This is a genomic window from Acidovorax sp. SUPP950, assembly GCF_030158935.1.
Classification (GTDB): domain Bacteria; phylum Pseudomonadota; class Gammaproteobacteria; order Burkholderiales; family Burkholderiaceae_C; genus Paracidovorax.
In genome coordinates, this window is sequence record NZ_BQXE01000001.1 from 1,001,475 (window position 1) to 1,023,277 (window position 21,803).

A 21,803-nucleotide genomic window follows, 5' to 3' on the forward strand; every position below is an offset into this window, starting at 1 on the left:
CCATTCGCGCACGGTGCGCTGACGCCCAAGCCATCGCGTCTCTCCCATTGCCACCGTTGCCATGCGCCTGTTTTCCCGCCTGCATCCGTGGTCTCCAACCTTCCTGCGGTGCTGGCTGCGCCGCATTCTTCCGGGGTGCGTGGTGGTGGTGGTGATGTCCGCATTGCTCGCCCCCGCCGCCCAGGCCGCGCAACCGCTGGTGCTCCGAGATGGCATGCCGTCCGCGAACCTGTGGCACACCTTCACGGTGCGGGCCGACCGCACCGCGGCGCTGACGGCCGAGGAAGCCCTGGCAAACCCTGCCGCATTCGCCGCACCGGCCCACACGGGCGGATCGCTCGGAGTGCATGCGGGCGCCCTGTGGCTGCGCGCCACGCTGATCAACCAGGCAAGGGCGAACACGGAGTGGGTCGTGAACATCGATTACCCCGCCCTGCACCAGGTGGACCTCTATCTGGCGCAGGGCGGCCGCATCGTGCAGCAGGCCGCCATGGGCAACATGCGCCCGTTCAGCCAGCGTCCCTGGCAGTCGCGCACCCCGGCGATGGGCCTCAAGATGACCGTCGGCGTGCCCTACGAACTGCTGGTGCGCGTGCGCACGGGCGGCAGCATGGTCCTGCCCGCCACCGTGGCGCAGGCCCCGCAGTTTCTCTCCGACGCGCTCGCCGAGCAGATGCTGCAGGGCCTGTTCGCCGGGCTGGCCCTTTGCCTGCTGATCTACAGCCTGGGGCAATGGATCGGAGGAGGCGAGCGGCTCTTCCTGCACTACGCGCTGCTCGTCGCGGCAAGCGCGGGCTTTTGCCTGCAGCTCTTCGGTATCGGGGCACAGTACCTCTGGCGCGACCAGCTCTGGATCGAACTGCACATCGCGACCCTGTGCGGCTTCGCGGCACTGGCGACCACCTTCCTGTTCCTCGGGCAGGCCCTGCTGGAGGGCAAGGCGCGTGGCGGTTTCTTTCGTGCCATGCAGGGCGGTGCCGCGGTCAGCGCGGTGCTGGGCGCCGCCTTTCTCGTGGACGGGATCGACACGCGCATGGCCATGGTGCTGCTCACCGCCCTGGGCCCCCTGCCCTGGCTGATGAGCGTGCCGGTGGCCTGGGCCCGCGCGCGGCGGCGCGATCCGCTGGGTGCCACGCTGCTGCTGGCAGCCGCCGCGTTCTTCATCGCGGCGGCTGCCATGGCCGGCCTGTCGCAAGGCCTGCTGCCGGCCAACGGCTGGACACTGCATGCCCTGCAGATCGGCACGGTGGTGGACATGCTGCTGTTCATGCGTGTGCTGGGGCTGCGCACCGCGGCGCTGGGCCGGGCCGCGCGCGATGCCCGCCGCGAGCGCGACGCCATGCGCTCACTCGCGCACACCGACCCGCTCACCGGCCTGGCGAACCGGCGCGGGCTCGACCTGGCGCTGGCGGCCGCCATGGCCCGTTGCACGCCCGAGCATCTGGCGGCCGTGTACATGCTCGATCTGGACGGCTTCAAGCCGGTGAACGACAGCCACGGACACGACGTGGGCGACCAACTGCTGGTGGCGGTGACGGCGCGCCTGCACGAACACCTGCGCCACACCGACACCGTCGCCCGCATCGGCGGCGACGAGTTCGTGGTGATGGCCAATGACCTGGCCAGCCCCGAGCAGGCGCATGCGCTCGGCAACCAGTTGCTGGATGCATTTCGCACCCCCATCGTGCTGGGCGATCTCGAACTGTACGTGGGCCTGACCATCGGGTATGCCCTGGCGCCCCTGGACTCCACCGAGCCGGCCCTGCTGATCAAGCTGGCCGATGCCGCCATGTACACCGGCAAGCAAAGCGGCAAGTTCTGCGTGCGGCGCAACACCGGGGACCTGGCGCTGTCTTCCGCCTAGTGCCGCCCCGGCCGACCCTCACCGCCCCTCCACCTCGAGCACCCTTTTTCCGTCCATCGTCCAACCACCCAAGGAGCTTCACCCCATGGCCCATCGCAAGAGTCCCGCCCGCATTGCCAAGGACGCCCGCGTCGCCCACCTGAACGCACTGGCCGCCAGCCAGTCCGCAGACGATCCCACCCCCTGGCAGGCGCTGGCCGCGCTGGAAGACGGCCTGCTCGGGCGCATCGTCGTTCCCGGCGATCCGCGATACGAAGAGGACCGAAAGGAGTCCAACCCGGCCTTTCAGTCCTACCCGTGGGTCATCGTGTACTGCGCTTGCGAGACCGACGTGGCGCTGTGCCTGGCCTACGCCCGCACCTTCAACGCCTGGGTGGCCGTGCGCTCGGGCGGCCACAGCACTGCCGGCTATTCGGTCAACAGCGGCATGGTGATCGACCTCAGCCTGCTCTGCGGCGTGGTGCTGGATCGCGCCCAGGCGCTCGTGCATGTGCTGCCCGGCACGCAATTCGAACAGTTCAATGCCGCGATGAACCACACCGGCTGGCACGTTCCCACCGGCGCCTGCGGCAACGTGTGCGTGGGGGGCTTCGTGCAGGGGGGCGGCTACGGCTACACCTCGCGCGCCTTCGGCATCCAGAGCGACCTGGTGGATTCGATGCGCGTGATGCTGGCCGACGGCACCACCGTGACGGCCAGCAAAACGGAGAACCCGGACCTCTTTTGGGCGCTGCGCGGCGGCACGGGGGGCAACTTCGGCGTGGTGCTGCAGGTGACCTACCGCATGGTGCCGCTCGACCAGGTGTGGGCATGGTCCATCAGCTGGGATGCGGCGCACGCCGCGCAGGTGCTGGAACTCTTCCAGACCAGCTACATGAAGGTGGGCGCGCCCGACACGCTCGGCTACATGATGAATCTGGGCTACCTGAACGGCAAGCCCGTGTACATGGTGCAGGGCATGTTTTGCGGTTCGCGCGAGGATGGCATGCACGCCATCGCCTCCCTGCTGGCCGTGCCGAGCGCGAAGCTGCTGGTGGACAAGACGGGCACCTACCCGGACATGAACAGCTACCTGGAGAACGAGCCCTACGAGTTGCCCGACCACCTGCCCGCGCACATCTGCGAATCCAAGGCCAGCGCGTACATCGCGCAGCCGGTCACCCAGGCCCAGTGGCAGCAGCTGGTGGACTACTTCAGCACCTCGCCCAACACCTGGTCGCTCGCCTACCTGGAGCCCTATGGCGGCGCCATCAACCGCTACCCCGCGGCCGACAGCGCCTTCATCCACCGACACATGGACTGCGACCTGGTGGTGGACGTGTTCTGGCGCGACGAAGAAGAGCGCGCCCACATGGAGCTGTGGCTGGCAGGCCTGATGGAGCTGGTCAAGCCGTGGCTGTGCGGTGCCGTGTACCAGAACTACCCCGATGCCACGCTGGAGAACTTCGCCGACGCCTACTGGGATGCCCCCACATACGCCAAGCTGCAGCAGGTCAAGCTGCAGTACGACCCGACGAACTTCTTCCACTACGCGCAGAGCATCGCGCTGCCACCACCTCCGAAAGACTGATCCGGAGCGTGCAAGCCGCACATGCCACTCGCCGCGAGGACGGGCGGCATGCCGGCCAGGCCGCCCGTTCGGTCAAGGCCGCTCGGCAGGCGGCTCGGCGTAGCGCACGCAGCCCGAGCCCGCGCGCTTGGCGGCATACATGGCCTGGTCCGCCCGGCCCATGAGCACCTCGATATCGCCCTCGATGGGCGGATACGTCGCCACACCGATGCTGGCGCCCACGCGCACGTCGCGCCCCTCCACCCGCATCGGCTGGCCCAGGGCATCGATGATGCGGTGGCCCAGGCTGTTGGGGGCGCCATGGTCCACGTCGGTATCCAGCATCACCAGGAACTCGTCGCCCCCGAGGCGTGCCACGGTGTCCTGCGCGCGCACCACGTTGCCCAGGCGCTTGGCCACGAGCCGCAGCACCTCGTCGCCCACCTTGTGGCCCTGCTCGTCGTTGATCTTCTTGAAGCCATCCAGGTCGATGAAAAGCAGCGCCACCGTGCCGGCCTGGTGGCGCGCGACCTCCAGAGACCGCTCGCAGCGGCGGTGGAAAGCCGAGCGGTTGTACAGGCCGGTGAGCGAGTCGTGATTGGCCAGATACTGCTGCTGTCGCGAAATCTCGATCTTGGAAGAAACGTCCTGCACCAGCGACATGATCGAGGTCACCCGCCCTTCGGCGTCGGTGAGCGCGGAGTTGAACCACTCGCAGTGCATCTCGGTGCCGTCGCCGCGCAGAAAGCAGGTTTCCACGCGGTTCTGGGATTCGCGGCCCGATTGCAGGCTGGCCAGGGCCTGGGTGAGGTTCTCGTCCATGGCCGCCGTGCCCGGCAACGCCAGCAGCGACCGCGCCTCGATCTGCACCACGTCTTCCCAGCCCATCAGCTGGATGGCACGGCGCGAGCAGTGCAGCAGCCGCAATTCGTGGTCCATCTCCAGCACGGCCAGAGGGCTGTTGTCCATGTGCGAAGACAGCCGCTGGTTGGCCGCGCGCAAGGCATTCATGGTCACCTGCAGCTCATGCACATCCAGGGCCGTGGTGACGAAGCCGTCGATCTCGCCCTGGGCGTTGCGCCAGGGCGCAAGGCAGATGGTGCGCCACTCCTCGAAGCCTTCGGGGTTGTGGACCAGGCGCTGGTAGTTCAGGCGCTCGCCGCGCAACACCCGCTCCACGAACGGCATGAAGCGCGAATGGTTGTAGTCGCCGTACAGCTCCAGCAGCGTCTTGCCTACCAGCTCCGAGGCGGGCGCGCCGAACCAGCGGGCGTATTCGTCGTTCACGTACACCACGCGCTGCTGCCGGTTCACCGCCGCCACGGTGGCGCCCACGCTGCGTGTGAGCAGCCCCAGCATCTCTTCGGCTGAAAACTCGGCAGCCGCCCTCGACGCGGGCAGCGTGCGAAATCCCGGCAGCTCGTTTGGCGTCATACGGCGGGAACCTTTGACTGTTGTCGTTGGCGGCGTGGGCAACCGGGGCTAAAAGGGGCGCTGCGGCAGCCTGCCGCTGCCATTCCCCGGCATTCCGGCTTGCGCGGGGCAGCTTATCACTTTCTGTTACCAATGCCTCAGCGGATGGGCTGGCGGGCCGCCACTGGCGCGAGTGGCCGGCGCCCGTCAATCCGCCCAGGTCACCCACCCGGTCCAGGCGGTCACCAGCACCACGATGCCGAAGCCGATGCGGTAGTACGCGAACGGCACGAAGCTGTGCGTGCTGATGTAGCGCAGCAGCCAGCGCACACAGAGCCAGGCGCTGATGAACGAGAACACCAGCCCGACCGCGAACAATGGCACGTCGCCCACCGTCAGCAGGTGCCGCTCCTTGTACAGGCTGTAGACCCCCGCACCGATCAGCGTCGGGATGGCCAGGAAGAACGAGAAGTCGGTGGCCGCCTTGCGAGACAGCCCCAGCAGCATGCCGCCGATGATCGTGGCGCCGCTGCGGCTCGTGCCCGGCACCATGGCCAGGCACTGCGCCAGCCCCACCTTGAGGGCATCGAGCGGCGTCATGTCGTCCACCTCGTGCACGCGCACCGCGCGGGGCGAACGGCGCTCGGCCCACAGGATGACGAAGCCGCCCAGGATGAACGTACTGGCCACCACCACGGGCGTGAACAGGTGCTCCTTGATGAGCTTGCCAAAGATCAGCGCCAGCACCACGGCGGGCAGGAATCCGATGATCACGTTGAGTGCGAAGCGCCGCGCCTGCCGCTGCGTGGGCAGCGCCACCACGGTGGCCCGGATCTTCTGCCAGTAAACCAGAATCACCGCGAAGATCGCACCGGTCTGGATGGCGATATCGAAGACCTTGGCCTTCGCATCGTCGAACCCGAGCAATGAACCCGCCAGGATCAGATGCCCGGTGGAAGAGATGGGAAGAAACTCTGTCAGGCCCTCGACCACCCCCATGATGGCGGCCTTGACCAACAATACGACATCCACTGGCGCTCCTTGAAATGACAGGCGGGATTATCGGCGCGCGGCAAGAGCGGCGGAAGATCCCGGAGCGCCATGGCACGGCGGCCTTCTCGCCTCGGCTCAAGCATCAATTCCATTGGTGCTCAGCAAGAAGATATATCGTTTTCGGTTATGCCTTTTGTTTTCTAAAGTCTGGGTCATGTCGAACTTCCACACCACGGCGACGCCATGACAGACACCCCTGCACGCATTCCTTTCCATCTTGCTTTTCCCGTCCGCGACATCGCGGAAGCCCGCGCTTTCTACGGGCAGCTGCTGGGCTGTCCTGAAGGGCGAAGCGCTCCGGAGTGGGTCGATTTCGATTTCTACGGCCATCAGATCGTCGCCCACCTGGCACCCGAGGAATGCGGCCACAGGGCGAGCAGTGCCGTCGACGGGCACGACGTCCCCGTTCGGCATTTCGGCGCCATCCTGCCCATGGACACATGGCAGGCGCTGGCAGACAAGCTGGCTGCGGTGCATACGAAATTCGTCATCGAACCGTACATCCGGTTCAAAGGCGAACCTGGCGAGCAGGCAACCATGTTCTTCCTGGACCCCTCGGGCAATGCCATCGAGATGAAGGCTTTCGCGGACCTGGGTTCGCTCTTCGCCAAGTGAGAACGCGCGATGAACCTTCCCTCACCACCCGCGCTGGCGTGACCGCGGTGCGCACGGCGCTTGCGGCTTCGGCCTCTGCACAAACCGATACCTTGAAAAAGATCAGGGAGTCGGCGACGGTCACGGTGGGCATTCGCGATGTATCCGGCGCCATGCCGTTCACGAAGGGGCTGTGCAACCCGACCGGCTTCAGGTGAAAATAGCAACCGGTGACGCCACGGACCCGCATTGCGCTCTTTCGAAACGGCACGGTGGCCAACCCGTTGGACTTTGCGCAAAAGAAGGGGCAGGCCCCGGAGATCGCGGCCCGGACGGACGGTCTGGTCATCACATCCGCCACGGCCGTGATCCGGGTCGACAGGGAAAAGGCTGCCATCGGAGCCGACCACGCCACCGCGGTATCCCTGCTATGGCGCTTTGGGACGGCGGAAGGCCAGCATTTGCGCCTTGGCCCCGGCGGGAGCCTTCACGCGGCCGATCTGCGAAGCCTCTGCCAGGCTGCGCGAGAAGTGGGCGACGAACGGCGAACGGCTCTGGGCCCGACGCTGGAGCAACCCGATTTCACGATGGAAGGTGTGTTCCTGCAGCGAGATCACACGCACGCCATCGGGCAACGGCAGGTGGGCTTCCACCAACGGAACCAATGCAACGCCCACCCCTTTCGATGCGAGATGAATGAGTCCGGGAATCTCATCCAGTTCGACGGCCTCATTGACCGCCAGGCCCTGGCGCCGCAGGAAACCTTCGACCATTCGGCCACCGAACGAGACCCGGTCGTAGCGAAGAAATGGCCGAGCCTGGATCAAGGTACGCCAATCCTTGCGCGCCGTCTCCTCCTTGGGAACGATCAGCACGAAGGGCTCGTGGACGAGCGATTGCCACGCCAGGTCGGAGGGCATGCCGAAAGGAGGGCGGATCATCACCGCGGCATCGATTTTTCCCGCGTCGAGATCGTCCATCAACCGCATGGAGACACCGGGAGATACATGCACGCGGACCTGCGGAAACAGGCGCCTCAGTCCCTCCAGCGCACGGGCCACAAGCGTCGGCTGCGCCGAGGCAATGGAGCCGATGCGCAGAACACCTTGCGTGGCGCTTTCATCGGGGGGATCACCGAGCCTTGAAAAGAGCGCGCAGATGACCTCCGCACGCTCGACAGTCGTCTGTCCGGCCGCATTCAGCGTTGCAGAGCGGCCGGTCCTGTCGAACAGGGGAAATCCCAACGCGTCCTCCAGCCGCTTGATCTGGCTGCTGACGGCCGACTGGGTCAGTCCGATCTGCTCCCCCGCTGACGCGAAGGTTCCGTATCTGCAAACCGCGATGAGGGTCTTGAGCTCGGGGATCATCTCCGAAGCATCCCAGAAATCGATGGAAAACCCAAAAAACCGCTGATTTTCTGGTGGCTCAGTCAGAGCGCCGCAGGAGAGCCCGCCTAGAAGTAGCCGTGCGACGGCACCTGCACCTCTTCATCATTGGCAGCACTGCCGGCCCCCACGGGCTCCTGCACCACGACCTGGTTTCGCCCGCCTTGCTTGGCCATGTACATCGCGGCATCGGCACGGGCGAAGAACTCGAGGGCAGTCTCACCCAGCACGTATTGGGTGACACCGATCGACACCGTCACCCGGCCCCGCAGGCGGGGGTTTTCCCAAGCGTGCGACTCCACCTGCACGCGGATGCGCTCGCAGGTGTTCAGCGCAGGCAGCAAGGGCGTCGCGGGAAAGATCACCAGGAATTCTTCGCCGCCGTATCGACCGAAGAAATCGTCAGCCCGCACAGCGCCCTGCCCCAGCTTAGCAAAGGTGCGAAGCACTTCGTCCCCCTCCAGGTGGCCCATTTCGTCGTTGATCCGCTTGAAGTGATCCAGATCCACCACGGCCAGGCAAAGCGGAATGCCGCTTTCGTCCGCCAACTGCTTTTGTTCTTCGAGGGCGGCCAGGACGGACCGCCGATTCAGGCATCCCGCCAGGGCATCACGGCGCGCGCTTTCGGTAATGGAGCGCACTTCGCTGCTTTTCTTTTGCAGCAACCGGTGCAACATGCGCACACGCCCCATCAACAGCACATAGGCGGGTAATGCCAGTGCCAGCGACACGATGTGCAGTACTTCCAGGCGCAGCAATGCGGCATTCTCGTCCTGGGCATAGTGCAAACCGCTGATCGCTCCGTAGACCGCAAGGATACCGACGCACACCGCCAGTGCCATGTTGCGCGACAGGGTGAACAGGCCATAGGCCATGACCACGAACAAAAACGGCGCCAGAGCGATCTGCGTGACGGGCTCCAGATAAAAAACCAAAAGCAATGCGCCCGCCGAGCCGATCACGATGGGCAACCGCATTTGGCGGTCGGCGAAATGCTCGTGGACACCCAAATAGAAAAGGCCCATGAAAGCGACCACCAGCAATGCGATGAGGGCCGCGACCACCAGCACCGTGGAAAGACCCACCACGCCCAAGGCAAAGTAAACCAGCACGCAAGCCAGATACAGCAAGCACAGCAGGACCGGCACCATCCGCGTGCGGGGACGGTCCATGCGCCGCCGCAGCATCAAGGCCACCCCTAGCTCCGACTGGGGTGAATGCGTGGAGGGCTCGAGTTCGTGCAACTCTTCGCTCATTGGAAACGCATCCGTATTTTCAAAGCGCATGCGCCGGCGGGCACGTAACGTGTCCCATAAATCCCTAAAACCCATGGAAGTGTTTCCTTACGATCGAACCGATGCTCGCGCCTTGACCAGTGATAAGCAAAATTTCATTGCCAATATTACATATTGGTTCATTCAGGACAATAGTCGAAGCGCAATAGATAGGCTTTCTCGACATCCCATTCAGGAAATCGAGACAGTGGGCGGTTTAAAACGGACCTTGCCTACAAGCCTTTACTCAATAAAACAGTAAGACAGCAGCCCGTAGCACGGCAACGCGCGCCCCGGCGCGGGCTCCGAGCGTAACTGGGTCGCGCGCTCTCCTTTCAACGAATGCGAACCGAGTTGCGCGGTAAACACCCGTTGGCGATTGGAAAGAGCGGCAGCTTAAAGGTCAAAGGAGGTTGCTTGGTTTCCCAGTCACGGATCCAACCCGTAAGAAGCCATCAAAAACCATATGAAACACATATACTTCACATACGTTTCGTATAGAGGTGACTGATGGGAATCGTCAAAATTTCGGATCTGATGCACGAAAACCTGCGCGTGGCAGGCAACGCACTCAGCCGATCGATCAATGCGCAGGCCGAGCACTGGATGCGCGTCGGCATGCTCACCGAGCTGTATCCGGAGTTGAACCACCGGGAAATCTGCCAACTGCTGATCCGCGCCGAGCTCGCCGGGGGACTGGACATCTCGGTGGCTGCAGCGGCCTCCTCGGGCAAGCCCGCCCCCTCCTCGCCCGGGCAACACTGATGGCCAGCGACATTCGCATCAAGTCGGCCGAGCAGATCGCGATGGCCCGGCAGGCGGGGCAACTGGCCGCGGAGGTCCTCAGCATGGTGGCACCCCACGTCGTGCCCGGCGTGAGCACCGAGGCGCTCGACCGCATCTGCCATGACCACATCGTGAATGTCCAGGGCGCCATTCCAGCCAACGTGGGCTACCAGGGGTACCCCAAGACCATCCTGACCTCCGTCAACCAGGTGGTTTGCCATGGCATCCCTTCGCCCGACAAGATCCTGAAGCAGGGCGACATCGTCAACATCGATGTCGCCGTCATCAAGGATGGATGGTTCGGCGACACCAGCCGCATGTACTTCGTCGGCGCCCCCAGTGCCTTGGCCCGGCGCCTGGTGGAGACGACCTATGAAGCCCTGCGGGCGGGCATCCAGCAGGTCCGACCCGGAGGGACGCTGGGCGACATTGGCCATGCCATCCAGTCCGTGGCTCACCGGGAGCACTTCAGCGTGGTGCGCGAGTACTGCGGACACGGCATCGGTCAGGTCTATCACGAAGATATGCAAGTGCTGCACTACGGCCGCCGCGGAGAGGGGCTGCGGCTGGAACCGGGCATGGTTTTCACCATCGAGCCGATGCTCAACGCGGGCAGACGCGAGACCCGGCAACTGTCCGATGGGTGGACCGTGGTGACGAAGGACCGATCCCTCTCCGCCCAGTGGGAACACATGGTGGCGGTCACGCCCGAGGGGTACGAGGTGCTCACCGCCTGGCCCGAAGGGACGGGCACCTACCCGCCCCTGACCGCCGGCAAGCCAGGTCCCTGATCCCAGCCCAGCGGCCCCTCTACCTCAGAATGGGCGTGACGCCGGGAAGCTCGCACGCATAGATCGCATTGCGCAGGGCGGCAATGACCTCGTAGCGGGGAAAGCTCCTGCGCCAGGCCAGCACGATCCGACGCACGGGTGGCGGCTGGCCGGATTCCTGCTGGATGGGCAGGTAGCGGATCTGGTTGTCGTCGTTGCGGCGGCGCTTTTCGGCGGGATGCTCATCGTCCTTGCGCCGCTTGTAGCCCGAGTGCATCTGGTCCTGCGGCACCGACAGGCGCGGCACGAGGGTAATGCCCATGCCGCGCGAGACCATGTGCTTGATGGTTTCCAGCGAGTAGCCTTCGAAGGTGTGGCTCACCCCTTCCGCATCGCCCAGGGCCGGCGCGGCCTCCGGGCTCAGTGCTTCCAGGTGTTCCCGCAAACTCTCGTCCGCTTCCAGCAGCAGCAGCGTCTCGCCCTGCAGTTCGGTCGTGGAGACGCTTTCACGCCGGGCCAGGATGTGCGAGGCAGGCACCGCCGCGATCAGGGGTTCGTCGTACAGGGCCGCCTTGGCCAGCCCGGTGGAGCGAAAGGGCTCGGCCATGATGGCGCAATCGATCTCCCCCGTGCCCAGCATTTCGATCAGCCGCTCCGTGAAGCTGCCCTTGAGAATGAGCTCCATCTGCGGCGTGCGGGCTTTGGAGTGGTGCACCAGCTCGGGCAGCAGATACGGACCGACGGTATAGGACACGCCGATCTTGATCGTGCCGGCCAGCGGGTCCTTGCCGCGCTGGGCGATTTTCTGGATGGCGGCCGCATGCTCGAGGATCCGCCGGGCCTCGTAGACGATCTCCTCACCCACCGGCGTGACCGACACCTGTCCCGCCGTGCGCTCGAACAGCTTGAGTTCCAGTTCCTCTTCCAGCTTCTTGATGGCCATCGACAGCGAGGGCTGGGAGACATTGCAAAGGTGGGCTGCGCGGCTGAAACGCTTTTCCTGCGCAAGGGCGACGATGTACTTGAGTTCGGTGAGCGTCATTGTCTGGGGCGAAAAGGGACGGCAGCTGGGGTGAATCGGTTTAACACCAATCCATGAAGCAAGTATTACGCTGATTTCATTGCGCCGACTGAATACGCCGATGCGGGCATCGCGTCATTGCCTGCGCCAGGACCGGGGGTGCACCGGGGGCACGGTAGCACCCTCCTGGCCACCGCTGGTTTCCAACCGCTTCACCAGACGCTCACTGCGCCCCTGCCCCGCCTTCCCACCGCGCCTGCCATCCCCCACCCAGCGCCTGCACCAGCGTGGCGGCCGCCAGCTGCCGGTTCACCTGCAGCTGCAGCAGCGCGCGCCGTGCCGACAGCGCGGTGACCTGGGCCGTCACCACCTCGGTGTAGCTCACCTGGCCCTCGCGGTAGCGGTTCAGCAGTTGCTGCTCGGTGAGGTTGGCGGCCGACACGGCTTCCTGGCGCAAAGGCTCCTGCGCCTGCAGCGTGCGCAGCACGGTGAGCTGGTCCTCCACGGCCTGGAAGGCGGTCAGCACCGTCTGGCGGTAGGTGGCCGCGCGGGCGTCGCGGGCGGCCTCGGCCCCTTCCACCCGGGCGGCGATGGCGCCGCCGTCGAACACCGTCTGCGCCACCGACAGCCCCAGCGACCACAGCGCGCCGGAGGCGCTGAACAGATCGCCCACGCTGGTGCCGCTGCGGCCCAGCGAGGCCGTGAGGCTCAGGCTGGGGTAATAGGCCGAGCGCTGCACGCCGATCTGCGCATTGGCCGCGGCCACCGCACGTTCGGCCGCGGCAATGTCGGGACGGCGCTGCAGCAGGGTCGACGGAATGCCTGCGGGCACCTCGGGGGCCCGCATGTTCCAGGGCGCGGGTGGCAGCGTGAACGAGGCCGGTGCCACCCCCGTCAGCACGGCGATGGCGTGTTCGTAGCGGGCGCGGTTTTGCTGCATGGTGGCGAGATCCGCGCGCGCGTTGGCCAGTTGGGTGCGGGCCTGCAGCACGTCGGAGTTGGCCACCACGCCAGCGGCGTAGCGGTTCTGGGCGATCTGCAGGCTGCGCTCGTAGCCCTGCACGGTGGCCTGCAGCAGGTCGATTTCGGCATCGGCTTCGCGCAGCTGGAAATAGGCCGACACCAGCGAGCCCACGGCGGACAGCCGGGCGGAAGCCAGATCGGCTTCGCTGGCCTGGGCATTGGCGCTGGCGTTGTCCACTGCACCGCCCAGGCGCCCCCACAGATCGGGTGCCCAGTCCGCACCCAGTGCCGCCTGGGTGGTGGTACCGCGGCGGGTGGAGCCCTCGCCGCCCGCGCGCGAGCCGCTGCCCGACAGGCTGACCGAGGGCAACAGGCCGGCGCGCTGCTCGCGCACCAGCGCCTGCGCCTGGGCGTAGGCCGCCACGGCGGCCGCGATGTTCTGGTTGGACAGTTGCACCTGCGAGGCGAGGCGGTTCAGGTCGTCGTCCTGGAACAGCGTCCACCAGTCGCCGCGGTCGATCGCATCGGCGGGCGCGGCGGGCTGCCACACCGCCCCCGCTTCCTTGAAGGCGGTGGGCAGGGGCAGTTCGGGGCGCTGGTACACGGGCGCCACGGAGCAGGCGGCCAGGGGCAGCAGCGCGCCCAGGCAGGCCACGCGCACGGCGCGGGGTGCCCAGGCAAGGGAGGGAAAAGCGGATGTCATGGTTGTTGCAGTGGAGACGCAGCGGCACCCGCAGGCGGGGCCGCGCGGCTCAGTTGGTGTTCGTTGGCGGAGCGGCGGCGCAGCTTGTCCAGCAGCACGTAGACCACCGGGGTGGTGAGCAAGGTCAGCAGCTGGCTGGCGATCAGGCCGCCGATGATGGCCACGCCCAGCGGCTGGCGCAACTCGGAGCCCTGCCCGAAGCCGATGGCCAGCGGCAAGGCGCCCAGCGCGGCCGCCAGCGTGGTCATCAGGATGGGACGAAAGCGCAGCATGCAGGCCTCGCGCACCGCCTCCAGCGCCGACAGGCCCCGGGCACGCTCGGCCTCCAGCGCGAAGTCGATGATGAGGATGGCGTTCTTCTTCACGATGCCGATCAGCAAGAACACGCCGATGAGCGCGATGATGGTGAACTGCATGTTGAACAGCAGCAGCGCCAGCACCGCCCCCACGCCGGCCGAGGGCAAGGTGGTCAGCACGGTGATGGGGTGGATCAGGCTTTCGTACAGCACGCCCAGCACAATGTAGATCACCACGATGGCCGCCAGGATCAGGAAGAACTGCTGCGACTGCGATTGCTGGAACCCGAGGGCCGTGCCCTGGAAGCTGCCGCGCACGTTGGTGGGCATGGCGATGTCGGCCTCTGCCTGCTCGATGACCTGCCGCGCCTGGCTCAGCGAGGTGTTCCCGTCCAGGTTGAACGAGATCGTCGTGGCCAGTTCGCCGTCCTGGTGGTTGATGGAGGTGGGCGAGGCCCGCTCCACCACCTTGGCGATGGCGCTCAACGGAACCATGGTCGATGCGGTGTTGCTCAGCACCTGCCCCGTAGAGGCGCCGCGCTGGCCCGGATTGGCGGCCGTGCCGGTGGCCCCGGTCGGGTTGGACGCCACGAAGATGTCGGCCAGCGCCGGCGGGCCCTTGGTGTATTCCGGCGCCCACTCCATGATGACGGAGTACTGGTTCAGCTCGCCGTAGATGGTCGCCACAGAGCGCTGGCCGAAGGCGTTGTAGAGCGCGCTGTCGATGGCCGAGGCGCTCACGCCCAGGCGCGAGGCGCTGGCCCGGTCCACCTCCACATAGGTCTCCACGCCGTTGTCGGCCTGGTCGGTGTCCACGTCGGTCAGCAGCTCTTCCTGCTTCAGGCGCTCGGCCAGGCGCGTGGCCCACAGCCGCATGTCGGCCAGGTTGTCGCTCTTGAGGGTGTACTGGTAGGTCGAATTGCTGGAGCGCCCGCCCATGCGCAGGTCCTGCACCGGGCTCAGGAACACCTGCAGGCCGGTGATCTGCGCCAGCTGCGGCCGCAGGCGCCCGATCACGGCGTTGCTGCTGTCGGCGCGTTCGCCCACGGGCTTCAGGTTTACGAACAGAAAGCCCCCGCCCGCCCGCCCGCCACCGGAAAAGCCCACCACCGTGTCCACCGCCGGATCGTTGCGGATGATGCCCACCGCCTGGCGCAGCTTGCGCGCCAGGGCGTCGGAGGAGATGCTCTGGTCGGCCCGCAAGCCGCCGTTGAGCTGGCCGTTGTCCTGCTGCGGAAAGTAGCCCTTGGGAATCTTGGTGAACAGGTACACGTTGAGCCCGATCACCGCCAGCAGCACCAGCATGACCAGCGCCTTGCTCGCCAGCGCCCAGTCCAGGCTGTGGGCGTAGCCGCGCAGCATGCCGTCGTAGCCCCGCTCGGCCCAGCGCGCGAAGCGGCCGGGGGGCTTGGCCTGGGCGGGGTCTTCCGAGCGCAGCAGCCACGCGCACATCATCGGCGTGGTGGTGAGCGAGATCACCAGCGAGATCGCCACCGCCACCGACAGCGTGACCGCGAATTCGCGGAAAAGGCGCCCCACCTGCCCGTCCATGAACAGCAGCGGGATGAACACCGCCACCAGCGACAGGCTGATCGACAGCACCGTGAAACCCACCTCGCGCGCGCCCAGCAGCGCCGCGGCCATGCGGTCCATGCCGGCCTCGATGTGGCGGCTGGTGTTCTCCAGCACCACGATGGCGTCGTCCACCACGAAGCCGGTGGCCACCGTGAGGGCCATCAGGCTCAGGTTGTTCAGGCTGAAGCCCAGAAAATACATGATGCCGAAGGTGCCCAGCAGCGACACCACCGTGGCCACCGCCGGAATGACCGTGGCGCGCACCTTGCGCAGGAACAGGCCCACCACCAGCACCACCAGCGCGATGGAGACCATGAGCGTGAACTCGATCTCGCGCAGCGACGAGCGGATGGAATTGGTGCTGTCCGACGCCACCGACACCTGGATGTCCTGCGGCAGCTGCGCCTGCAGGTCGGGCAGCAGCGCGCGCACGCCGTCCACCGTGTCGATGATGTTGGCGCCCGGCTGGCGCGTGATGAGCACGATGATGGCCGGGTCGCCGTTGAACAGACCCAGCGTGCGCGTGTTCTCCACGCCATCGACCACGCGCGCCACGTCGCCCAGCCGCACGGCGGCGTTGTTGCGCCAGGCGATCACCAGCGAGGCGTAGTCGGACGCCTTGCGCGAGGGCGAAGGCGTGTAGATCTGCAGGCGCTTGCCATCGCCTTCGATGGCGCCCTTGGGCCGGTTGGCGTTGGAAGCCTGGATGGCCGCACGCACGTCCTCGGTGCTGATGCCGTAGCGGTTGAGCGCGAACGGCAGCAGCTCCACGCGCACCGCGGGCAGCGAGCCGCCGCCGATCTCGACCTCGCCCACGCCCGCCACCTGCGAGATGCGCTGGCTCACCACGTTGGAGACCGCGTCGTAGATCTCGCCCGGCGTGCGGGTCTTGGAGGTCAGCGTGAGGATGATGACGGGCGCATCCGCCGGATTGCGCTTGCGGTAGGTGGGGTTGCTGCGCAGCGTGGCCGGCAGGTCCACGCGCGATGCGTTGATGGCCGCCTGCACCTCGCGCGCGGCGCTGTCGATGTTGCGGCTCAGATCGAACTGCAGGCTCACGCGGGCCGAGCCGGTCGAGCTGCTGGAGGTCATCTCGTTCACCCCCGCGATCACGCCCAGCCGGCGCTCCAGCGGCGTGGCCACGCTGGTGGCCATGGTCTCGGGGCTGGCGCCCGCGAGGCTGGCCGACACCGAGATGGCCGGGTAGTCCACCTGAGGCAGCGGGGCCACCGGCAGCACGAAGAACGCGGCGATGCCCGCCAGCGCCATGCCGATGGTCAGCAGCACGGTGGCGACAGGGCGCTCGACGAAGGGGCGCGACAGGTTCATGGCGTGGGCCCGGAGGGCGCCGCGCCGGACTGCACGGGCGCGGCGGCCGTGCCCCGGCCCGTCCAGCGGCGGCCCAGCCGGTCGAAGGCCAGGTAGATCACCGGCGTGGTGAACAGCGTGAGCATCTGGCTCAGCACCAGGCCGCCGAAGATGGATAGCCCCAGCGGCCGGCGCAGCTCGGCCCCCTCGCCCCAGCCCAGCATGAGCGGCAACGCGGCGAACAGCGCGGCCAGCGTGGTCATCAGGATCGGGCGAAAGCGCAGCAGCGCCGCCTGGTGGATGGCCTCTTGCGGAGCCATGCCCTGCTGGCGCTCGGCGTCGATGGCGAAGTCGATCATCATGATCGCGTTCTTCTTGACGATGCCGATCAGCAGGATGATGCCGATGATGCCGATCACCCCCAGGTCGTTGCCCGTCACCATGAGCATCAGCAAGGCCCCCACGCCGGCCGAGGGCAGCGTGGACAGGATGGTCAGCGGGTGGATGTAGCTCTCATACAGCACGCCCAGCACGATGTACACGCACACCATGGCCGCGAGGATGAGCCACAGCTGGCTGGACAGCGATTTTTCGTAGGCGCCCGCTGCCCCGAGGAACTGCATCGACAGCCCCGCCGGCACGCCGATCTCCTGCGCCGCCGCGCGGATGGCATCGACCGCGTTGCCCAGCGACACACCTTCAGCCCGGTCGAAGCCCAGCGTGGCGGCCGGGTACTGCGCCACGCGGGTGACCTGCAGCGGTGCGAGCTGCTCGCGGATGGTGGCCACGGCGGACAGCGGCGTGGGCGTGCCGCCGCCCGTGCGCAACTGCAGGGTGCCCAGCGCCTCGGGGCTGTCCAGATGCTCCTGCTGCGCCTCCAGGATCACGCGGTACTGGTTGGTCTCGGTGAAGATGGTGGAGACGATGCGTTGGCCGAACGCGCTGTAGAGCGTGTCGTCCACCGAACTGGCCGTGACCGACAGGCGCGAGGCCGTGTTGCGGTCGATGTCCACGTAGGCCGACAGGCCCTGCGCGCCCGCATCCGACGTGGCGTTGCGCACCTGGGGCACCGTGCGCAGGCGCTCCACCAGTTGGTTCGTCCATTCGTTGACCTGCGCCGAATCCACCCCGCCGATTGACAGGCGGTACTCGGTGGGCCCGGTCTCGGCGTCGATGGTCAGGTCCTGCGTGGGCTGCAGGTACAGCGTCACGCCGGCCACGGCGCGCACGCGGTCGCGCAGTCGCTGCATGACGGCCTCCTGCCCGCCTCGGTCGGCCTTCAGGTTGATCAGCATGCGCCCGGCGTTCAGCATGGTGTTGTTGGCCGCGTCCACCCCGATGAAGGAGCTGAGCGACTGCACGTCCGGATCGGCCAGGATGGCGCGGGCCGCGGCCTGCTGCAGCTCGCTCATGCGGGCGTACGACACGTCCTGCGAGGCCTCCACGCGCGCCTGCAGCTGGCCCGTGTCCTGCGTGGGAAAGAGCCCCTTGGGAATCACCACGTACAGCAGCGCCGTGAGCGCCATCGTGAGCAGCGCCACCACCAGCGTGGCGCCCTGGCGGCGCAGCACCCACTGCAGCCAGATGTCGTAGCGCGCGATCACGCGGTCGAAGCCGCGCTGCACCGCGCCGCCGAAGCCACGCCGCTCGCCGTGCGGCGGCTCGGGTTTCAGCCAGCGCGCCGACATCATGGGCACGAGCGTGAGCGACACCACGGCCGAGATCAGGATGGTGAGCGCCAGGGTCACCGCGAACTCGCGGAACAGCCGCCCCACCACATCGCTCATGAACAGCAGCGGAATCAGCACCGCGATCAGCGACACCGTGAGCGAGATGATGGTGAAGCCGATCTGCGTGGCGCCCTTGAGCGCGGCCTGGAACGGCGGCTCGCCCTCCTCGATGTAGCGGGCGATGTTCTCGATCATTACGATGGCATCGTCCACCACGAACCCGGTGGCGATGGTGAGCGCCATCAGGCTCAGGTTGTTCAGGCTGTAGCCCAGCAGGTACATCACGCCGCAGGTGCCGATGAGCGAGATCGGCACCGCCAGGCTGGCGATCACCGTGGCGCGAAGGCTGTGCAGGAAAAAGAAGATCACCAGCACCACCATCAGCACGGCCAGCACCAGTTCCATCTCCACGTGGTGCACCGATGCGCGGATGCCGGTGGTGCGGTCCGACAGCACCTCCACCTTCAGCGAGGCGGGCAGCCCGGCCTGCAGCTCGGGCAGCTGCTTCTTGATGTTGTCCACCGTGGCGATCACGTTGGCGCCCGGCTGGCGCTGCACGTTCAGGATGATGGCGGGGGTCTCGTTGGCCCAGGCGCCCAGGCGGTTGTTCTCGGCGCTGTCCACCACGCGGGCCACGTCGGTCATGCGCACGGGCGCGCCGTTCTTCCAGGTGACGATGAGGTTCTTGTAGTCGGCCACCGTCACCAGCTGGTCGTTGGCGTTGATGCTGTAGGAGCGCTGCGGCCCGTCGAAGCTGCCCTTGGCGCTGTTGGCGTTGGCCGAGGTGATGGCCGTGCGCAAGGTGTCGAGCCCGATGCCGTACGAGGCCAGCGCCTTGGTGTCGGCCTGGATGCGCACGGCCGGCCGCTGCCCGCCGGCCAGGCTGACCAGGCCCACGCCGGGCACCTGGCTCATCTTCTGCGCCAGGCGCGTGTTCACGAGGTTCTGCACTTCGGTGAGCGGCAGTGTGTCGGAGCTGACGGCCAGCGTGAGCACCGGCGCATCGGCCGGGTTCACCTTGGCATACACCGGCGGCGCAGGCAGGTCGGTGGGCAGCAGCGACGATCCGGCGTTGATGGCGGCCTGCACCTCCTGCTCGGCCACGTCGAGCGCCAGCCCCAGGCCGAACTGCAGCGTGACGATGGACACGCCCGAGGCGCTGGTGGACGACATGCGCGCCAGCCCCGGCATCTGCCCGAACTGGCGCTCCAGCGGCGCACTCACGGTGCGGCTCATGACCTCGGGGCTGGCCCCGGGGTAGAGGGTCTGCACCTGGATGGTGGGGTAGTCCACCTCCGGCAGCGCCGACAGGGGCAGCAGCTTGAAGCCGACCAGGCCGGCCAGCACGATGGCCACCATCAGCAGCGCAGTGGCGACGGGTCTTTCGATGAACGGACGCGACGGACTCATAAGTGGGGCCGGGCGGTCGTCAAGGGGTCTGCGGGGCGGAGGCCCCGGGCTGGGCGCCCTCCTGCGGCGGGCGCTGGCGGCGCTCGCCCTCCGGTCCACGGCCCTCCCCACGGGGGCCGAAGCCCCGGGCCTCGCCCTCCCCGCGCGGGCCCGAGGCCCGTGCGCGGCGCGGCTGGGCACCGGCGGCGCCGCTGGCTGCGGAGGCCGGGCCGCGCGCGCCCTGCAGCTGCACGGTGGCACCGTCCTTCAAACGGTCGCCGCCTTCGGTCACCACGCGCTCGCCGGCCTTCAGGCCCTCGGTGACGGCCATCAGCCCCACCGTCGCCTGGCCACGCTTGACCTTGCGCAGCGACACCGTGCGGTCTTCGTTGATGACATAGACGAAGTCGCCATTGGCGCCCGTGCGCACCGCCGTCACCGGCACCACCACGGCCGGCACCTCGCGCAGCAGGAGCTGCACGTTCACGAACTGGTTGGGAAACAGCGCACCGTTGGCGTTCTCGAACCGGGCCTTGGCCTTGACCGTGCCCGTGGTGGTGTCCACCAGATTGTCCAGCGTGGAAAACTGCCCCTTGCCCACCTCGGTGGTGCGGGTGCGGTCGAACGCCGTCACGGCCAGCGGCTGCGCGCCCTGCTGCGACGCCTGCACGTCGGTCACACGGTCCTGGGGCACCGAGAACTGCACATCGATCGGCGTCATCTGCGTGATGGTGGCGATGCCCGTGGCCTCGCCGGCACTCACGTAGTTGCCGGCGTCCACCGTGCGCAGGCCGATGCGGCCCGTGGCGGGCGAGGTGACGCGGGTGTAGTCGAGGTTCAGGCGCGCGGTCTTCTCCTGGGCGAGGTCGGTCATCACCGTGCCCTGCAGCTGCTTGACCAGCGCGGCCTGGGTGTCCACATCCTGGCGCGCGATCGAGTCCTGCGACAGCAGCGTGCGGTATCGCTCCAGGGTGATGCGGGCATTGTCGAGCTGCGCCTCATCGCGCTGGCGCGTGCCCTGCGCCTGCATCAGGGCCTGCTCGTAGGGGCGCGGGTCGATCTGCGCCAGCACCTGGCCCTTCTTGACCATCTGCCCTTCGGTGAACAGCACCTGGGTGAGCACGCCCGACACCTGCGGGCGCAGGGTGACCGTGGTGACCGGCGTGACCGTCCCTAGCGCGTCGATGACCACCGGCAGCGACGCCTGCCGTGCAGTGGCCTCGCCCACCGTGACCATGGCCCGCCCGCCGCCGCCGAAACCGGGCCCGCCCGGCCCCCCGGGACCGCCAGGGCCTGCCGGCGCGCCCGCCCCCCCGGGACCGCCCGCGCCCCGCATCGCTCCCGCCGGGGCGGTGCTGCGCTGCACCAGATACCAGGCGCCGCCGCCCAGCAGGGCCACCACGGCCAGCATCAGCAGCGTGCCGAGCCAGCGCGACCGCCGCGAGGGCGGCCGGTGGGCGGAAGGCGGCGGGTTGGGAACGGGCGCGTCGTGTGGGTGTGGATTCATGGAAATGGCTGGCGTGGCGTGTCGCGGAAAAAGCCCGTCCCGGGCGGCCGGCGGGGCAGCACGGGGGGCACGCCGAATCGTAGGGGCTCCGCGTACCGATTGTCTGGCTGCTGTGCGAAGAAAGGTAAATCTGTCGCCCGGCGCAGCGGTTCGCGCCGCGCGGCGGGCGGTTCGTCGCATGGCGCTGGCCGGACCGGGCGGCCGGGCGCACAGTGCGGCCATTCCTTCCCCGACCACCCCGATCCCCAAGGAGCTGCCATGCCCGCTTTCCACACCCCCGACGATCTCGCCCCCCAGGACGACCTGGACCGCCTGGCCCGCAAGCGGGCCGGTGCCAAGATGGGCTGGCTGCTGCACGCCTGCGTGTACCTGTGCGTCAACCTGGCGCTGGCCGCCCTCGCCGCCTACCAGGGGCGCCACTGGGCGGTGTTTCCCGCGCTGGGCTGGGGCCTGGGCCTGGCGATCCATGGCGCGGCGGTGTGGCTGGCGCTGCCGGGCGGGCCGCTGCACGCCCGCCTGCTGGAGCGCGAGCGCGCCGCCCTGCGCCAGGCCCTGCAGCGGCGCTGACCGGGCGCACGGCCGCCGCCAGGAGTGCCCCCACAATCGGCCCACCAGAAGCTTTT

The 21,803-nt window shown here is 67.5% G+C and carries 16 protein-coding genes; 7 read left to right on the forward strand and 9 right to left on the reverse strand.

Annotation, left to right across the window (positions count from 1 at the left end):
* The first annotated feature begins 61 nt into the window (after positions 1-61).
* Both AVME950_RS04750 and AVME950_RS04755 read left to right on the forward strand, forming a co-directional pair.
* Positions 62-1,864: a diguanylate cyclase gene (locus tag AVME950_RS04750; RefSeq protein ID WP_284428931.1), complete on the forward strand. Its 1,803-nt coding sequence runs from the start codon at positions 62-64 to the stop codon at positions 1,862-1,864.
* Between the two features lie 85 nt (positions 1,865-1,949).
* Complete coding sequence (locus AVME950_RS04755) at positions 1,950-3,434, forward strand: FAD-binding oxidoreductase (RefSeq protein WP_284428932.1); 1,485 nt, start codon at positions 1,950-1,952, stop codon at positions 3,432-3,434.
* Between the two features lie 72 nt (positions 3,435-3,506).
* Here AVME950_RS04755 and AVME950_RS04760 read toward each other — a convergent pair whose 3' ends face one another.
* Positions 3,507-4,847: a diguanylate cyclase domain-containing protein gene (locus tag AVME950_RS04760; protein ID WP_284428933.1), complete on the reverse strand. Its 1,341-nt coding sequence runs from the start codon at positions 4,845-4,847 to the stop codon at positions 3,507-3,509.
* A gap of 186 nt (positions 4,848-5,033) precedes the next feature.
* Entirely contained in the window at positions 5,034-5,858 is an 825-nt protein-coding gene (locus tag AVME950_RS04765) for an undecaprenyl-diphosphate phosphatase (protein WP_272564344.1), read from the reverse strand.
* A 204-nt stretch (positions 5,859-6,062) separates the two neighbouring features.
* Between AVME950_RS04765 and AVME950_RS04770 the strand changes: the two genes are divergently transcribed.
* Both AVME950_RS04770 and AVME950_RS04775 read left to right on the forward strand, forming a co-directional pair.
* On the forward strand, positions 6,063-6,494 hold the full coding sequence (locus AVME950_RS04770) for a VOC family protein (protein ID WP_284428934.1): 432 nt from the start codon (positions 6,063-6,065) through the stop codon (positions 6,492-6,494).
* A gap of 38 nt (positions 6,495-6,532) precedes the next feature.
* Positions 6,533-6,691: a hypothetical protein gene (locus tag AVME950_RS04775; protein WP_284428935.1), complete on the forward strand. Its 159-nt coding sequence runs from the start codon at positions 6,533-6,535 to the stop codon at positions 6,689-6,691.
* A gap of 210 nt (positions 6,692-6,901) precedes the next feature.
* On the opposite strand, the gene AVME950_RS04780 is transcribed toward AVME950_RS04775, so the two are convergent.
* Together AVME950_RS04780 and AVME950_RS04785 are read right to left on the reverse strand one after the other, a co-directional pair.
* Positions 6,902-7,840: a LysR family transcriptional regulator gene (locus AVME950_RS04780; protein ID WP_284428936.1), complete on the reverse strand. Its 939-nt coding sequence runs from the start codon at positions 7,838-7,840 to the stop codon at positions 6,902-6,904.
* Positions 7,841-7,926: 86 nt separating this feature from the next.
* Positions 7,927-9,189 (reverse strand): GGDEF domain-containing protein, encoded by a 1,263-nt coding sequence (locus tag AVME950_RS04785; RefSeq protein ID WP_284428937.1) that lies wholly within the window; start codon positions 9,187-9,189, stop codon positions 7,927-7,929.
* A 453-nt stretch (positions 9,190-9,642) separates the two neighbouring features.
* Here AVME950_RS04785 and AVME950_RS04790 point away from each other — a divergent pair, with 453 nt between their 5' ends.
* Entirely contained in the window at positions 9,643-9,897 is a 255-nt protein-coding gene (locus AVME950_RS04790; RefSeq protein WP_284428938.1) for a ParD-like family protein, read from the forward strand.
* Positions 9,897-10,709, forward strand: coding sequence for a type I methionyl aminopeptidase (gene map / locus AVME950_RS04795; RefSeq protein WP_284428939.1), 813 nt, complete (start codon positions 9,897-9,899; stop codon positions 10,707-10,709). Before AVME950_RS04790 ends, map begins: the two co-directional genes overlap by 1 nt.
* A 19-nt stretch (positions 10,710-10,728) precedes the next feature.
* Here map and AVME950_RS04800 read toward each other — a convergent pair whose 3' ends face one another.
* The 5 genes from AVME950_RS04800 to AVME950_RS04820 form a co-directional block, all read right to left on the reverse strand.
* Positions 10,729-11,730 carry a hydrogen peroxide-inducible genes activator gene (locus AVME950_RS04800; protein WP_284428940.1) on the reverse strand — a complete coding sequence of 334 codons (1,002 nt, stop codon included), beginning with the start codon at positions 11,728-11,730 and terminating at the stop codon, positions 10,729-10,731.
* Positions 11,731-11,932: 202 nt separating this feature from the next.
* Positions 11,933-13,375 (reverse strand): efflux transporter outer membrane subunit, encoded by a 1,443-nt coding sequence (locus AVME950_RS04805; RefSeq protein WP_284428941.1) that lies wholly within the window; start codon positions 13,373-13,375, stop codon positions 11,933-11,935.
* Positions 13,372-16,575: an efflux RND transporter permease subunit gene (locus AVME950_RS04810; RefSeq protein WP_284428942.1), complete on the reverse strand. Its 3,204-nt coding sequence runs from the start codon at positions 16,573-16,575 to the stop codon at positions 13,372-13,374. The genes AVME950_RS04805 and AVME950_RS04810 overlap by 4 nt, the downstream gene beginning before the upstream one ends.
* Positions 16,572-19,694, reverse strand: a complete 3,123-nt coding sequence (locus AVME950_RS04815) for an efflux RND transporter permease subunit (protein WP_284428943.1) — start codon at positions 19,692-19,694, stop codon at positions 16,572-16,574. Before AVME950_RS04815 ends, AVME950_RS04810 begins: the two co-directional genes overlap by 4 nt.
* A gap of 19 nt (positions 19,695-19,713) precedes the next feature.
* Entirely contained in the window at positions 19,714-21,180 is a 1,467-nt protein-coding gene (locus AVME950_RS04820) for an efflux RND transporter periplasmic adaptor subunit (protein ID WP_284428944.1), read from the reverse strand.
* Between the two features lie 258 nt (positions 21,181-21,438).
* Between AVME950_RS04820 and AVME950_RS04825 the strand changes: the two genes are divergently transcribed.
* Positions 21,439-21,747, forward strand: a complete 309-nt coding sequence (locus AVME950_RS04825; protein ID WP_284428945.1) for a 2TM domain-containing protein — start codon at positions 21,439-21,441, stop codon at positions 21,745-21,747.
* The last annotated feature ends 56 nt before the right edge of the window (positions 21,748-21,803 follow it).

What these genes read in the sequence shown, in the direction of transcription:
- AVME950_RS04750 (WP_284428931.1), top strand. Translation starts at nt 62, where the DNA reads ATGCGCCTGTTTTCCCGCCTGCATCCGTGGTCTCCAACCTTCCTGCGG.
- AVME950_RS04755 (WP_284428932.1), top strand. Translation starts at nt 1,950, where the DNA reads ATGGCCCATCGCAAGAGTCCCGCCCGCATTGCCAAGGACGCCCGCGTC.
- AVME950_RS04760 (WP_284428933.1), bottom strand. Translation starts at nt 4,847, where the DNA reads ATGACGCCAAACGAGCTGCCGGGATTTCGCACGCTGCCCGCGTCGAGG.
- AVME950_RS04770 (WP_284428934.1), top strand. Translation starts at nt 6,063, where the DNA reads ATGACAGACACCCCTGCACGCATTCCTTTCCATCTTGCTTTTCCCGTC.
- AVME950_RS04780 (WP_284428936.1), bottom strand. Translation starts at nt 7,840, where the DNA reads ATGATCCCCGAGCTCAAGACCCTCATCGCGGTTTGCAGATACGGAACC.
- AVME950_RS04785 (WP_284428937.1), bottom strand. Translation starts at nt 9,189, where the DNA reads ATGGGTTTTAGGGATTTATGGGACACGTTACGTGCCCGCCGGCGCATG.
- AVME950_RS04790 (WP_284428938.1), top strand. Translation starts at nt 9,643, where the DNA reads ATGGGAATCGTCAAAATTTCGGATCTGATGCACGAAAACCTGCGCGTG.
- map (WP_284428939.1), top strand. Translation starts at nt 9,897, where the DNA reads ATGGCCAGCGACATTCGCATCAAGTCGGCCGAGCAGATCGCGATGGCC.
- AVME950_RS04800 (WP_284428940.1), bottom strand. Translation starts at nt 11,730, where the DNA reads ATGACGCTCACCGAACTCAAGTACATCGTCGCCCTTGCGCAGGAAAAG.
- AVME950_RS04805 (WP_284428941.1), bottom strand. Translation starts at nt 13,375, where the DNA reads ATGACATCCGCTTTTCCCTCCCTTGCCTGGGCACCCCGCGCCGTGCGC.
- AVME950_RS04810 (WP_284428942.1), bottom strand. Translation starts at nt 16,575, where the DNA reads ATGAACCTGTCGCGCCCCTTCGTCGAGCGCCCTGTCGCCACCGTGCTG.
- AVME950_RS04815 (WP_284428943.1), bottom strand. Translation starts at nt 19,694, where the DNA reads ATGAGTCCGTCGCGTCCGTTCATCGAAAGACCCGTCGCCACTGCGCTG.
- AVME950_RS04820 (WP_284428944.1), bottom strand. Translation starts at nt 21,180, where the DNA reads ATGAATCCACACCCACACGACGCGCCCGTTCCCAACCCGCCGCCTTCC.
- AVME950_RS04825 (WP_284428945.1), top strand. Translation starts at nt 21,439, where the DNA reads ATGCCCGCTTTCCACACCCCCGACGATCTCGCCCCCCAGGACGACCTG.